The sequence below is a fragment of the Ferrovibrio sp. genome, assembly GCF_965278975.1.
Lineage (GTDB): Bacteria > Pseudomonadota > Alphaproteobacteria > Ferrovibrionales > Ferrovibrionaceae > Ferrovibrio.
In genome coordinates this window covers 3970704-3983381 of the sequence record NZ_OZ257126.1, presented here as the reverse complement: position 1 = coordinate 3983381, position 12678 = coordinate 3970704, and the positions used below count along the sequence as shown (strand labels likewise).

Below are 12678 nucleotides of genomic sequence, written 5' to 3'. Positions count from 1 at the left end.
CGCAAGTTCCTGATGTAAGGGTACAATTTTGCTGCAGTATCGGGCTGGTGGCGGTGCGGTGCAACAGTGGTTTAGGTGCTTGCCGTTGCCCGGTCCGGCGTCTATGTTCGCCGCTCCGTGACTGTTTTATTTTCGAGGACTCGCTCATGTTCAAGGGCTCTTTCGTCGCGCTGATCACCCCGTTCAAGAACGGCAAGGTGGACGAGCGCGCCTTCGGCGATCTGGTGGAATGGCAGATCGCGGAAGGGACCCATGGCTTGGTGCCCTGCGGCACTACCGGTGAATCGCCGACCCTGAGCCATGACGAACACAAGCGTGTGATCGAACTCTGCATCGAAGTGGCGCGCGGCCGCGTGCCGGTGATGGCTGGCGCGGGCTCGAATTCCACCGCCGAAGCTATCGAGCTGACCAAGCATGCCAAGAAGGCCGGCGCCGATGCCGTGCTGGTGGTGACGCCGTATTACAACAAGCCGAACCAGGCCGGCCTGTATGCGCATTACAAGGCGCTGCATGATGCCACCCGCATCCCGATCTTCATCTACAACATCCCGCCGCGCTGCGTGATCGACATGAGCGTGGAGACCATGGCGGCGCTGGCCAAGCTGCCGCGCATTGCCGGCGTGAAGGATGCCACCGGCGATATCCTGCGCCCGCTGCGCATGCGCGCCGCTGCTGGCGAAAAGTTCTGCCAGCTTGATGGCGATGATGCCACCGCCCTGGCCTTCAATGCCCATGGCGGCGTCGGTTGCATCTCGGTGACGGCGAATATCGCACCGGGCCCGGTGGCGCGGATGCAGGAAGCCAGCCTCGCCGGCGATCACGCCAAGGCGCAGGTGATCATGGAAAAGCTGCTGCCGCTGCATACCGCACTGTTCGTCGAGCCGAACCCGGCGCCGGTGAAGTATGCCGCCCAGTTGCTCGGCATCTGCCAGGCCGATGTGCGCCTGCCGCTGGCGCCGATCACCAAGGACACCCAGGCCAAGGTGAAGGCGGCCCTGGCGGCTGCCGGCATCAAGAAGCCGCGCAAGAAGAAGTAAGCAGCCATGGCAGCCGCTCCGCGCGCCGGCCAGTCCAAGACGGTGGCCGACAACCGGCGCGCGCGCTACGATTATCACCTCGACGAGACGCTCGACGCCGGTATCGTGCTGGTCGGCTCGGAGGTGAAAAGCCTGCGCACCGGTCGCGCCAATATCCAGGACTCGTATGCTGAGGAAGTCAGCGGCGAGATCATGCTGGTGAACGCCTATATCCCGGAATATGCCGGCGCCAACCGCTTCAATCACGAGCCGCGCCGGCCGCGCAAGCTGCTGTTGAAGCGCAAGGAAATCAGTAAACTTATCGGGAGCCTGAAACGGGGTGGCGTGACCTTGGTGCCGCTGTCCCTATATTTCAACGAGCGCGGCCTGGCGAAAGTGAAACTCGCCCTGGCGCGCGGCAAGAAGCTCCACGACAAGCGCGAGTCCGAGAAGGAACGCGACTGGAACCGCGAGAAGCAGAGGCTGCTGCGCGCGCGGGACTGAAGCGAGGCAGGCATGAGCGGCAACGACTACAAGCCCACCCTGGTCGGCAAGATCAAGGACAAGCTGATAGCCAGCAAGCAGCAATGGGCCAAGGATGGCCGGCTCCTTACGGGTGAGAAAGACGCGCCGCAGCTGACCCGCCGTCTGCCGCCGGGCCAGCGCCAGGTGCGCGACTGGCCGGTGCTCGATCTCGGCGTGCAGCCCAATATCCTGCTCGATAAGTGGCAGCTTTCGGTCGGTGGTCTGGTGGCCAATCCGGTGAAGCTGGACTGGAACGCCTTCCTCGACCTGCCGCAGACCGAAACGCTATCCGATATCCACTGCGTCACCGCGTGGTCGCGGTATGACAACCATTGGGCCGGCGTGCTGGCGCGCGACCTGCTGAAATTGGTCAAGCCACGCCCGGAAGCCAGGTTCGTGGTGTTCCAGAGCTATGATGGCTATGCGACGAACGTGACGCTGGAGCATTTCAGCGCCGCCGATGTGCTGCTGGCCCATAGCTGGGAAGGGGCGCCGATTACCCGCGAGCATGGCGGCCCGGTGCGGGTGGTGATGCCGCGCTGGTATTTCTGGAAATCCGCCAAATGGGTGAAGCATATCGCCTTCCTCGACCGCGAGGCGCCGGGCTATTGGGAAGTGCGCGGCTATCACAATGAGGGCGACCCCTGGAAGGAAGACCGCTACGGTTAACGCGGATTAACGGTTCCGCAACCACCCCCGGGCTATAAGTACGAGTCGATTCCTGCGAGAGGGTACCCCGGTGGCCATTGGTTCGAAGCTGAAGAGCCTGCGTTGCGTTGTCCCGGCCCGTTTCATGGCACCCGCCCTGGTGTTGCTGCTCGCCGCCTGCGGCCAGCAGTCGCCGGCTCCCGTCACCTTCAATCACCGCTTGGGCCCGGCCCAGGAGCAGCAGCCGTCCTATGCCAGCCGCCGTGCCGCGCCTGCCGCGCCGGTCGCCATGGCTGCGGCCGATACCGGCTTTGGCGGCGATATCACCGTGCAGCGCGGCGACACTCTTTATGGTCTGGCGCGGCAGCATAACATTGCGGCCCGCAGCCTGATCGACGCCAACGGCCTGCAGGAACCCTATCACCTGCAAGTCGGCCAGCAGTTGCGGCTGCCGGCTGGCGCCGCGAGTCATGACCGCGTGCAGGTTGTTCAGCGCGAGGCGCCGGCTGTTGTGGCCGCTGCACCAGTACAGACCCAGGCCGCACAGACTCAAGCCACGCCGCGCAGTTCCGGCGGCTTCGCGCTTTCACCGGCCCCGGTGGCACCCGCGCTTAGCGGCACCGGTGTGATGGTGGAGGAATTGCCGTCGCCGACCGCCCAGGCCGCGCCGCCAGCCCGTCATGTTGCTGCCGCTGCCAAGCCGGCCCCTGTAGTTGCTGCCGCGCCGAAGCCGCAGGCTGCCGAGCCGGTGCGTGAGGAGGCAGTCGCTCTGGCGCCGGTTCAGATCGCAGCGCCGGCACAAGCCGAACCCGAACCGCAGCCGGTTGCGCAAGCCCCGGCTGTTCAAGCGCCGGTTCCGGTGGCCCAGGCTGTAGCTCCGGCCCCCGTGACGGCCCCCGTGACGGCTCCGGCCATCCCCGCCGCACCTGTGATGGTGCCGACGCCGGTTGCCGCTGCGGTGCCGCCGCAGACTTTCCCCGGTGCACCGAGCGCCAAGGCCGATGACGAGCCGCCGCCGCGTGCCGGCCGCACCTTCGCCTGGCCGGTGCGTGGCCGCATTCTCTCGACCTTCGGCCAGAAGCCGGATGGCATGCATAATGACGGCATCAACATCGCCGCCCGCGCCGGTTCAGGCGTGATCTCGGCCGAGAATGGCGTGGTGGTCTATGCCGGCAGCGAAGTGCGCGGCTTCGGCAATCTGGTGCTGGTGCGCCATGCCGATGGCTGGATCACCGCCTATGCCCATCTCGACCGCGTGCTGGTGCAGAAGGGCCAGAAGGTGACGCGTGGCCAGGCCATCGCCACTGTCGGCTCGTCCGGCGGCGTCGATCAGCCGCAGCTGCATTTCGAAATCCGCCGTGGCACCCAGGCCGTCGATCCGGCCAAGTTCCTCACCGTGGCGATGCTTGAGAACCGCGAAACGGCGTTCGGTTAAAAAGCCTGCCGTCATCCCCGCTTTCGCGGGGGTGACGGATAAGGCTTACTTCACTTTCGGGCTGTCCAGTCTGGCACCGAGGCGGCCGGCGAGGTCCTGGATGAACTGCCAGGCGACGCGGCCCGAGCGCGAACCGCGCGTCATCGACCATTCCACGGCTTCGGCGCGCAGGCGCTTCTGATCGATCTTGAGGCCATAGGCGGCCACATATGCGTCGAGCATGGCGAAGTAATCGTCCTGGCTGCAGCTATGGAAGCCGAGCCAGAGGCCGAAGCGATCAGACAGCGACACCTTTTCCTCAACGGCTTCGCCGGGATTGATCGCCGTCGAGCGCTCGTTGTCCACCATATCGCGCGGCAGCAGGTGGCGGCGGTTCGAGGTGGCGTAGAAGATCACGTTATCGGGGCGGCCCTCGATGCCGCCTTCCAGCACGGCCTTCAGCGACTTGTAATGCTGGTCCTCGGCATCGAAGGAGAGGTCGTCGCAGAACAGGATGAAGCGGCGCTTCGAGCCGCGCAGCTGCTTCAGCAATTCGGGCAGGGTGGGGATGTCCTCGCGGTGGATTTCCACCAGCGCCAGCACGCCCGGCTTGTCGGCGTTCACAGCGCCCAGCGCGGCCTTCACCAGCGAGCTTTTGCCCATGCCGCGCGCGCCCCACAGCAGGGCGTTGTTGGCCGGCAGGCCGCGCGCGAAGCGGCGGGTATTGTCGAGCAGGATGTCGCTGACCCGTTCGACGCCGCGCAGCAGCTTGATCGAGACGGCGTTGATGCGCGTTACCGGCTCCAGCCAGCCCGGAAACGGCGCGGCATGCCAGACATAGGCATCGGCGGCGCGGTCATCGAAAACCGGCGCCGAAGGCGGCGCCAGGCGCTCAAGGGCTGTGGCGATGCGGGCCAGGCTGGCGGCAATGTCGGTAGCGTCAGGAGTGGTGGTGGTAGCAGGGGTCTTGGAGGGCTTTTTCACGGTTTTTCTGTTGGGTTTATTTCTTTCTCGGGGGCGCCATATTGCGGAGGCGGCAGGGGTGGCGCAAGCCGTAGCGGTTGCCTGGCTATTGCGCCATACTCCGCGCCGACACGATGCCGCCCGCACCCCGAACTAGGTCCCGGTGCGGGCTTTTTTGCCAGGAGGAAATAGATGTATCCCAATACCCAGCTTCATATTGGCGGTTCCTGGGTCGGCGGTGCCGCCGGCGTCACCATCCCGGTGCTGAACCCGGCTACCGGCGAAACCATCGGTACCGTGGCGAAGGCCGAAAAGGCCGATCTCGACCGTGCGCTTGCCGCTGCCGAGAAGGGCTTCCAGGTGTGGAAGAAGGTCGGTGCCTTCGACCGCTACAAGACTCTGCGCAAGGCCGCCGACATCATCCGCAGCCGCGCCGATGAAATCGGCAAGATCATGAGCGCCGAACAGGGCAAGCCGTTCATCGAGGCCAAGGGCGAGACCCTGCTGGCCGGCGACATCATGGACTGGTTCGCCGAGGAAGCCCGCCGCACTTATGGCCGCGTGGTGCCGCCGCGCGCCGAGGGCGTGTATCAGCTGGTGGTGAAGGAGCCGGTCGGCCCGGTCGCCGCTTTCACACCCTGGAACTTCCCGATCAACCAGGCCGTCCGCAAATGCTCGGCCGCCATTGCCGCCGGCTGTTCGATCATCCTGAAGGGCCCGGAAGAGACCCCGGCGGCTTGCGCTGCCCTGGTGCAGGCCTATCTCGATGCTGGCGTGCCGGAAGGCGTGGTGCAGCTGGTCTATGGCGTGCCGTCGGAGATTTCGGAATACCTGATCCCGCATCCGGTGATCCGCAAGATCACTTTCACCGGCTCGACCCCGGTGGGTAAGCATCTCTCCATGCTGGCGGGCGCGCATATGAAGCGCATCACCATGGAACTGGGCGGTCATGCGCCGGCCATCGTATTTGAAGATGCTGATGTAGATACTGCCGTTAAGGTGCTGTCGGCAAACAAGTTCCGCAATGCCGGTCAGGTCTGCGTGGCGCCCACGCGCTTCCTCGTGCATGAGAAGGTCTACGACCAGTTCGTGGATGGCTTCGTCAAGTTCGCCAAGGGCCTCAAGGTCGGCGACGGCATGGACAAGGATACCCGCATGGGTCCGCTGGCCAATGACCGCCGTGTGCAGGCGATGGAAATGTTTGTCAGCGATGCCGTGTCGAAGGGCGCCAAGGTCCAGACCGGCGGCAAGCGCATCGGCAACAAGGGCAACTTCTTCGAGCCGACGGTGATGACCGACGTGCCCCTGGAAGCCCGCATCATGAACGAGGAGCCGTTCGGCCCGCTGGCGCCGATCAGCGCCTTCTCGGACTTCGATGCCGTGGTGCGGGAAGCCAACCGGCTGCCCTATGGCCTGGCTGCCTATGCCTATACCAAGTCGGCCAAGACGGCGGCGGCGATCGGCTCCGCCTTCGAGAGCGGCATGGTGTCGATCAACCATCATGGCCTGGCCCTGCCGGAAGTGCCGTTCGGCGGCATCAAGGATTCGGGCTTCGGTTCGGAAGGCGGTTCGGAGGCCATCGAAGCCTACCTGAACACCAAGTTCATCACCCAGGTCGGCCTCTGAGTCAGCCGGGATATGAAAGAGGAAGAGGGGGCCTGATGGCCCCCTTTTTTTATGTTGCGCCGGCTGAAGTCCTGGCCGGTTTGGTTATTTTAAATTTATATTGATAATGAGTTGCAACAAGATTTCTGGCAGGCTACAAGCTCCGCATCCGGAGCAAGGCCCCGTGCGATCCGGTCCCATATAGCCGCCCAGCCAGCCAGTTTCCGGCCCCCTGCCGGACAGCCAGCCAGGTCAGACCCTCACCGTATCGCCGGAGGCCTGTCCATGACTGAGCAGAATCCAACCCGTAAAAACTTCACGCATTCCGTGGCGCCGCGCATCGAGCGTTCGGCGCTTGGACTGATGTCGCTGTCCCGTGCCGCCATGCTCGGCGCCGCTGCCGCCAGCCTTGGCCTGCCGGCCCTGGCCCAGGAAGCGCCGACACGGGCGCCCACCGTGTCGGTGGAAGGTGAGGCGGAGAAGCGGCCGCCGAAGCCCGAAGACAAACCCGGCGATTACAAGGTCGACCGCGCCACGTCGCCTAAATTCACCGAGCCGCTGACCGATACGCCCAAGACAGTCACCATCATCCCGCGTGAGGTGATCGAGGAGCAGGGCATCACCAGCTTCAAGGATGCGATGCGCACCCAGCCGGGTATCACGCTCGGCACTGGCGAAGGCGGCAACTCCTATGGCGACCGCATCATCATCCGTGGTTTCGAAGCGCGCGGCGACGTGTTCCTGGATGGCCAGCGCGATCCCGGCGCTGGTGTGCGCGAAATCTTCAACACCGAAAGCGTCGAAATCAGCAAGGGGCCGGGTTCGTCCTATACCGGCCGCGGCTCCACCGGCGGCACGGTGAACATCGTGTCGAAAGCACCGAAGGCACAGGATTTCATCGCCGGCGATGTCAGCTATGGCAACGGCAACACCAAGCGTATCACCGCCGACGTGAATCAGAATATCGACGACATGGCCTTGCGTGTGAACGCGATGTGGCATGAAGGAGACATTCCGGGCCGTGGCCCGGTCTACAGTGACCGCTGGGGTTTTGCGCCGTCGCTGACGCTCGGCATGAACCGTGAAACGTCGATGACCTTCAGCTATTACCACATCACCATCGACCAGATGCCCGATTACGGCGTGCCTTGGGATGCGCGCAATCGCCAGCCCTTCGGCAACAATTTCTATGGCCTGGTGAATCGCGATTTCCAGCATGTGGAGGCGGATATCTTCACGGCACGCGTTGATCATGAGTTCAACTACGCCCTGAAGCTGCGCCATCAGATGCGGGTTGGCCTCACCACCAACGATTATGTGGTTTCTGCACCGGAAAGTCCGAACTTCACCGCAGGCACGGTCAATGCCTCGGCCAAATCGCGCAATCAGGACAACACCACTTTTGCCAGCCAGACCGACCTGACCTGGGATTTCGCTACCGGCGATTTCGATCACACCCTGGTCACCGGCCTGGAAGTGAGCCGCGACCGCGCCAAGAATCGCGGCTATACGGTAACGCCGACCAGCGTGGCGCAAAATATCTACAGCCCGGACCCTTTCCGGGCCTGGACCGGCACCATTATGCCGAGTCCCAACTACACCGATATCGTGGCGGTGAACGCCGCTACCTATGTGTTCGATACGGTGAAGCTGAACAAGAACTGGCAGGTTCTGGGCGGCCTCCGCTACGACGATTACGACGCCAAGATCGACACCAATTCAGCCACGACGAATAACCTCGGTGTCCATAACCGCTTCTTCTCCTGGCAGGGCGGCGTGGTCTACAAGCCGGCGCCGAATGGCAGCGTCTATCTGTCTTATGGCACCTCGTCCAATCCATCGGGCGAGAATCTGGATGCCGCCACCGATGCCGCCTATGGCGGTTTCTCGACGGCCACCACCGGCCTGGACCCGGAGCGCAGCGTCAGCTACGAAGTCGGCACCAAGTGGGATCTGTTCGATGGCGGCCTGGCGCTGACATCCGCCTTGTTCCGCACCAACAAGACCAACATGCGTGTGGCCAATCCCGCCGGTGGCCAGAATGTGCTGGATGGCGAGGCCCGCGTGCAAGGCGTGGAAATCGAGCTGGCCGGCCGGATCACCGACAGGTGGAAGGTGTTTGGCGGCTATGCCCTGCTGGATACCGAAATCCTTAAATCCACCACGCGGGCGGATGTGGGCAAGCGGCTTGCCAATACTGCGGATCACCAGCTAAGTCTTTGGACAACCTACGATCTGACGCCGGACTGGAGTTTCGGTCTGGGCGCCTTCTATGTCGGTTCGCGCAAGGGCGGCACGCTGGCCTCGAATGACACCGAAGCCCCGGAATACTGGCGCTTCGACGCTATGACGAGCTACAAGGTGACCGAGAATGTATCCCTGCGACTGAATGTCCAGAATCTTCTCAACGAACTTTATTATGATGCGACCTACCGTAGTGCCACGCCATTCACCCATGTGGCGCCGGGCCGCACCATATTGCTGACCTCGTCCTTCAAGTTCTAAGGCGCGACAAAGGAGCCGCCCGCGATGATGCTGCATATCCCCGCCGTGCTGTCGAAGCAGCAGGTCGCCTATTGCCGGCAGGCAATGGCGCAGGCGGAATGGATTGATGGCGCCATCACCGCGGGCGAGCAATCCGGCCAGGTCAAACGGAACCGGCAATTGCCAGAGGAAAGCCCGGTGGCGGTGGAACTCGGCAACCTGATTCTCGATGCCCTGGCCGATGCGCCGCTGTTCATCTCGGCGGCATTGCCACTGAAAACCTTTCCGCCGCTGTTCAACCGCTATGAAGGTGGTGAGACATTCGGATTCCACATCGACAATGCAATCCGGGGCGTGCGCGGCACGCCGCACCGGGTGCGTACCGATCTTTCGGCGACGCTGTTCCTGGCCGAACCGGAGGAGTATGACGGCGGCGAGCTGGTGGTGGACGATACCTATGGCAGCCATGAAGCCAAGCTGCCGGCTGGCGATATGGTGCTGTATCCAGCATCTAGCCTGCACAAGGTGCGGCCGGTTACGCGTGGTGCCCGCATCGCCTCTTTCTTCTGGATGCAGAGCATGGTCCGCGATGACGGCCAGCGCCAGACACTGTTCGAACTCGATAGCACCATCCAGGAACTTGCCGGTCGCCACGGACTCAACGATCCGGCGGTGGTGCGACTGACTGGAATCTATCACAACCTGCTGCGCCGCTGGGCCGATGCCTGAAGCAGTGATCGCGAGGAAAGCGTAATGACCGAGTTGACCCCGGCTTTGACCGATCATTCCATGTTTGGCCTGTTCATGCAGGCCGATATCATCGTCAAGGCGGTGATGTGCCTGCTGCTGCTGGCTTCCATCGCCTGCTGGGCGATCATGATCGACAAGATGGTGTCGTTGCACCGCTTGAAGCGTGAAGCGGAAGCTTTCGAAGCGGCAGTGGCGCAGGGTAGTGGCGTGCCGGCGGAAGCAGCCCTTGGCCCGGTGGCCCGCGCCGCCTTCCAGGCCGCCGTGGCGGAATGGCATGACCGTGAGGGCGAGGAGAGCCGCAAGGAACGCCGCGAGCGTATCGAGCGCGCCATGCGCGCCAGCTTTGCCGCTGAACTGCGCCGCATCGAACCCGGCCTGCCGTTTCTCGCCACGCTTGGTTCGGCGGCACCGTTCATTGGCCTGTTCGGCACCGTTTGGGGCATCATGAACAGCTTCACGGCGATTGCACGGTCGAACGATACCTCGCTGGCCGTGGTGGCGCCCGGCATCGCCGAGGCATTGCTGGCCACCGCGCTCGGCCTCGTTGCGGCGATCCCGGCGGTGGTTGCCTATAACAAGTTCGCCACCGATCTGGGCCGCGTCGGCCAGCGTTTCAATGCCGGTATCGCCAAGGTGGGCAACGCCCTGGCCCGGGATGGCAAGCCGCGCGCTGCGCGGGCAGCCGAGTAAGCGCCATGGCGATGGGCTCCCTCAATGCCGGACCGTCCGGCGATGGCGAGGATGAACTCGGCGATGGCGGCTATCGGCCGCTCTCCGAGATCAATGTGACACCGCTGGTCGATGTCATGCTGGTGCTGCTGATCGTGTTCATGGTCGCGGCGCCGCTGATGATGGTGGGCGTGCCGCTCAAGCTGCCCAAGACCAGCGCCGAGCGTGTGACCCCGACGCCGGATCCGCTGGTGCTTTCCGTTGATCGCGACGGGAAACTGTTTATCCGCAAGGAAGCGGTGGAAGAGGCGGCGCTGGTGCAGACCCTGAGCAACCTGCGCGGCGGTGATCCGAACAAGGTGATCTATGTGCGCGGCGACAAGCAGATCGATTATGGCCGCATCATGCAGGTGATGGGTCTGGTCGGTGAAGCCGGCTTCTCGCGTATTTCACTGGTTGCCGAAGGTCAGGAGAAGGGTGAGGCGCGCTAGGCATGTCGTGGCGCAGCTGGGGCATTTCTGTGCTGTTGCACGGCGCCGCGCTTGGCGGTTTGCTGGTGGTGCTGCATGGCCCGAAACTCATGGATGCCCGCGGCGAGGAATTGCCCAGCATCGCCATCCAGCTTGCCAGCCTGCCTCCGCCGCCACCTCCGCCGCCGCCCGCACCGCCGCCACCACCCGTAGTGGAACAGCCGCTGCCGGTGATCGAGTCAAAGGCACTGGAGCCACAGCTCGAGCCGGACCCGCCGCCACCGCCGCCAAAGCCGAAACGGCCGCCGCCACCGCAGAAGGTTGAAACCCCGCCGCCACCAAAGCCGGTGGAAGCGCCGCCGCAGCCGGTGCAGCAGGCGATGGTGCCGGTGGTGCCATCTCCAATCCCGGCACAGCCAAGCATGCAGCAAGCAGCCATTGCCGCGCCCCCTGCCGCTGCCATGGCTGGTAATCCTAATGCCGAACAGGAATACCTGGCGCGGCTTTCAATGGCACTGGAAAAGTACAAGGATTATCCTCGCCGTGCCTTGATGCGTAAACTCGAAGGCGTGCCGCAACTGCGCTTCACGCTCGACCGCGAAGGCAAGGTCATATCCTTTGCGCTATACCGCAGCTCAGGCAGCGAAATACTTGATGAAGCGGCGCTGGATATGATCAGGCGCGCCAAGGCATTGCCGGCCTTTCCGGAGGAGATCACCCGCGACCGTTGGGAGATCGTGGTGCCTGTGCAATTCAGCGTGAAGCGTTAAGGACGAGCCCTTAAATCAACTGTTTCACGGCCACACCGGCAATGGCGGCCAGACTCAGCAGCCAGGCCAGCCCGAGGTTGAAACGCAACGCCGCCAGCAGCGCGATGGCACTCATGATCGCAGCCGTGATGTCGAGATGTGCCAGATCGATGGCGCCATCCTTGAACATTACATGCAGGCCGAACCAGACCGCCAGATTAAGGATCACGCCGACCACGGCGGCGGTGATCGCGGTAAGGGCATGGTTCAGTGCCGCGACATGGCGCAGCCGTTCGATATAGGGCGCACCGAGGAATATCCACAGGAAGCACGGCACGAACGTGACCCAGGTGGCGAGCGTGCCGCCTACCAGGCCGCCCAGCCATTGCGGCTCGATGCCGCTTAAGCGGAAGCTGGCGAGATAGCCGATGAAGGTGAGCACCAGGATCAGCGGGCCGGGCGTGGTTTCCGCCAGCCCCAGGCCATCGAGCATTTCCGCCGGGCTGAGCCAGCCGAAGGCCTGCACCGCCTGCTGCCCGACATAGGCCAGCACGGCATAGGCGCCGCCGAACGTGACCACCGCCATCTCGCTGAAGAATACCGCAATGCGACTCAACACATGGCTCTCGCCATAAAACAGATGCAGCCCAAGCACCGGCAGGCCCCAGAGCAGGCCGAACACGGTGAGGATAATCAGATTACGCCGCAGCGTCGGCGGCACGCTGGGCAGCACATCGTTATCAGCCTTGATCCCGCCGGGCAGGATGGCTTCCGGCTTGGCGCGGCCGATCAGCCAGCCGGCGAGGGCAGCGCCGAACACGATCAGCGGGAAGGGCAGCTTGACCACGAAGATGGCGATGAAGCTCAAAGCCGCGATGGCGAGCAGCAGCCGGGTCTTGATGGCGCGTTTCGCCACCCGCACCACGGCTTGCGCCACGATCGCCAGCACGGCGGCCTGTAGTCCATAGAAGATGCCGCCAATCAGCGGCACCTCGCGCCAAAGGGCATAGATCGTTGCCAGCCCGAGAATGATCAGGAAGCCCGGCAGAATGAACAGCAGGCCGGCGACGATGCCGCCCCAGCCACGATGCAGCAGCCAGCCGATATAGGTGGCGAGCTGCTGTGCCTCCGGCCCCGGCAGCAGCATGCAGAAATTCAGCGCATGCAGGAATTGCGGCTCGCTGACCCATTTCTTCTCATCCACCACCACGCGATGCATCATGGCGATCTGTCCGGCCGGGCCACCGAAACTCAAGAACCCGATCTTGGCCCAGACCCGGAAGGCTTCCCAGAATGTCGGTCTGATCTCACTCATGTCGGCCCCATGCAATGCAGCGCCGGAGCTTGGGCGAAAGCCGTGCTGTTTGCCAATATCCCGTCACCAT

12 protein-coding genes are annotated in these 12678 nt (G+C 63.7%); 10 read left to right on the top strand and 2 right to left on the bottom strand.

What is annotated here, in order from left to right:
* The first annotated feature begins 146 nt into the window (after positions 1-146).
* The 4 genes from dapA to ACQY7X_RS18965 all read left to right on the top strand — a co-directional run bounded on the left by dapA (position 147) and on the right by ACQY7X_RS18965 (position 3624).
* Positions 147-1037, top strand: a complete 891-nt coding sequence (gene dapA, locus ACQY7X_RS18980; protein WP_428246980.1) for a 4-hydroxy-tetrahydrodipicolinate synthase — start codon at positions 147-149, stop codon at positions 1035-1037.
* A gap of 6 nt (positions 1038-1043) precedes the next feature.
* Positions 1044-1520, top strand: coding sequence for an SsrA-binding protein SmpB (gene smpB / locus ACQY7X_RS18975; RefSeq protein WP_428246979.1), 477 nt, complete (start codon positions 1044-1046; stop codon positions 1518-1520).
* A 12-nt stretch (positions 1521-1532) separates the two neighbouring features.
* Complete coding sequence (locus ACQY7X_RS18970) at positions 1533-2210, top strand: sulfite oxidase-like oxidoreductase (protein ID WP_428246978.1); 678 nt, start codon at positions 1533-1535, stop codon at positions 2208-2210.
* Positions 2211-2280: 70 nt separating this feature from the next.
* Entirely contained in the window at positions 2281-3624 is a 1344-nt protein-coding gene (locus ACQY7X_RS18965; protein ID WP_428246977.1) for a peptidoglycan DD-metalloendopeptidase family protein, read from the top strand.
* A gap of 45 nt (positions 3625-3669) precedes the next feature.
* Here the strand turns inward: ACQY7X_RS18965 and ACQY7X_RS18960 are convergent, their stop codons facing one another.
* Positions 3670-4533: an ATP-binding protein gene (locus ACQY7X_RS18960; protein ID WP_428250078.1), complete on the bottom strand. Its 864-nt coding sequence runs from the start codon at positions 4531-4533 to the stop codon at positions 3670-3672.
* 225 nt (positions 4534-4758) lie between these two features.
* On the opposite strand from ACQY7X_RS18960, the gene ACQY7X_RS18955 reads away from it, so the two are divergent.
* The 6 genes from ACQY7X_RS18955 to ACQY7X_RS18930 all read left to right on the top strand — a co-directional run bounded on the left by ACQY7X_RS18955 (position 4759) and on the right by ACQY7X_RS18930 (position 11314).
* On the top strand, positions 4759-6192 hold the full coding sequence (locus ACQY7X_RS18955; RefSeq protein WP_428246976.1) for an NAD-dependent succinate-semialdehyde dehydrogenase: 1434 nt from the start codon (positions 4759-4761) through the stop codon (positions 6190-6192).
* Positions 6193-6456: 264 nt separating this feature from the next.
* A complete protein-coding gene (locus tag ACQY7X_RS18950) occupies positions 6457-8676 on the top strand; it encodes a TonB-dependent receptor (RefSeq protein WP_428246975.1) in 2220 nt (739 codons plus the stop codon).
* A 24-nt stretch (positions 8677-8700) separates the two neighbouring features.
* Positions 8701-9384 carry a Fe2+-dependent dioxygenase gene (locus ACQY7X_RS18945; protein WP_428246974.1) on the top strand — a complete coding sequence of 228 codons (684 nt, stop codon included), beginning with the start codon at positions 8701-8703 and terminating at the stop codon, positions 9382-9384.
* Between the two features lie 24 nt (positions 9385-9408).
* Complete coding sequence (gene tolQ / locus ACQY7X_RS18940) at positions 9409-10095, top strand: protein TolQ (protein WP_428246973.1); 687 nt, start codon at positions 9409-9411, stop codon at positions 10093-10095.
* A 5-nt stretch (positions 10096-10100) separates the two neighbouring features.
* The gene (locus ACQY7X_RS18935) at positions 10101-10565 is read left to right on the top strand and encodes an ExbD/TolR family protein (RefSeq protein ID WP_428246972.1); all 465 of its coding nucleotides are present in this window, start codon (positions 10101-10103) and stop codon (positions 10563-10565) included.
* 2 nt (positions 10566-10567) lie between these two features.
* Positions 10568-11314 (top strand): energy transducer TonB family protein, encoded by a 747-nt coding sequence (locus ACQY7X_RS18930; protein ID WP_428246971.1) that lies wholly within the window; start codon positions 10568-10570, stop codon positions 11312-11314.
* 10 nt (positions 11315-11324) lie between these two features.
* On the opposite strand, the gene chrA is transcribed toward ACQY7X_RS18930, so the two are convergent.
* Positions 11325-12608 carry a chromate efflux transporter gene (gene chrA / locus ACQY7X_RS18925; RefSeq protein WP_428246970.1) on the bottom strand — a complete coding sequence of 428 codons (1284 nt, stop codon included), beginning with the start codon at positions 12606-12608 and terminating at the stop codon, positions 11325-11327.
* Between the last annotated feature and the right edge of the window lie 70 nt (positions 12609-12678).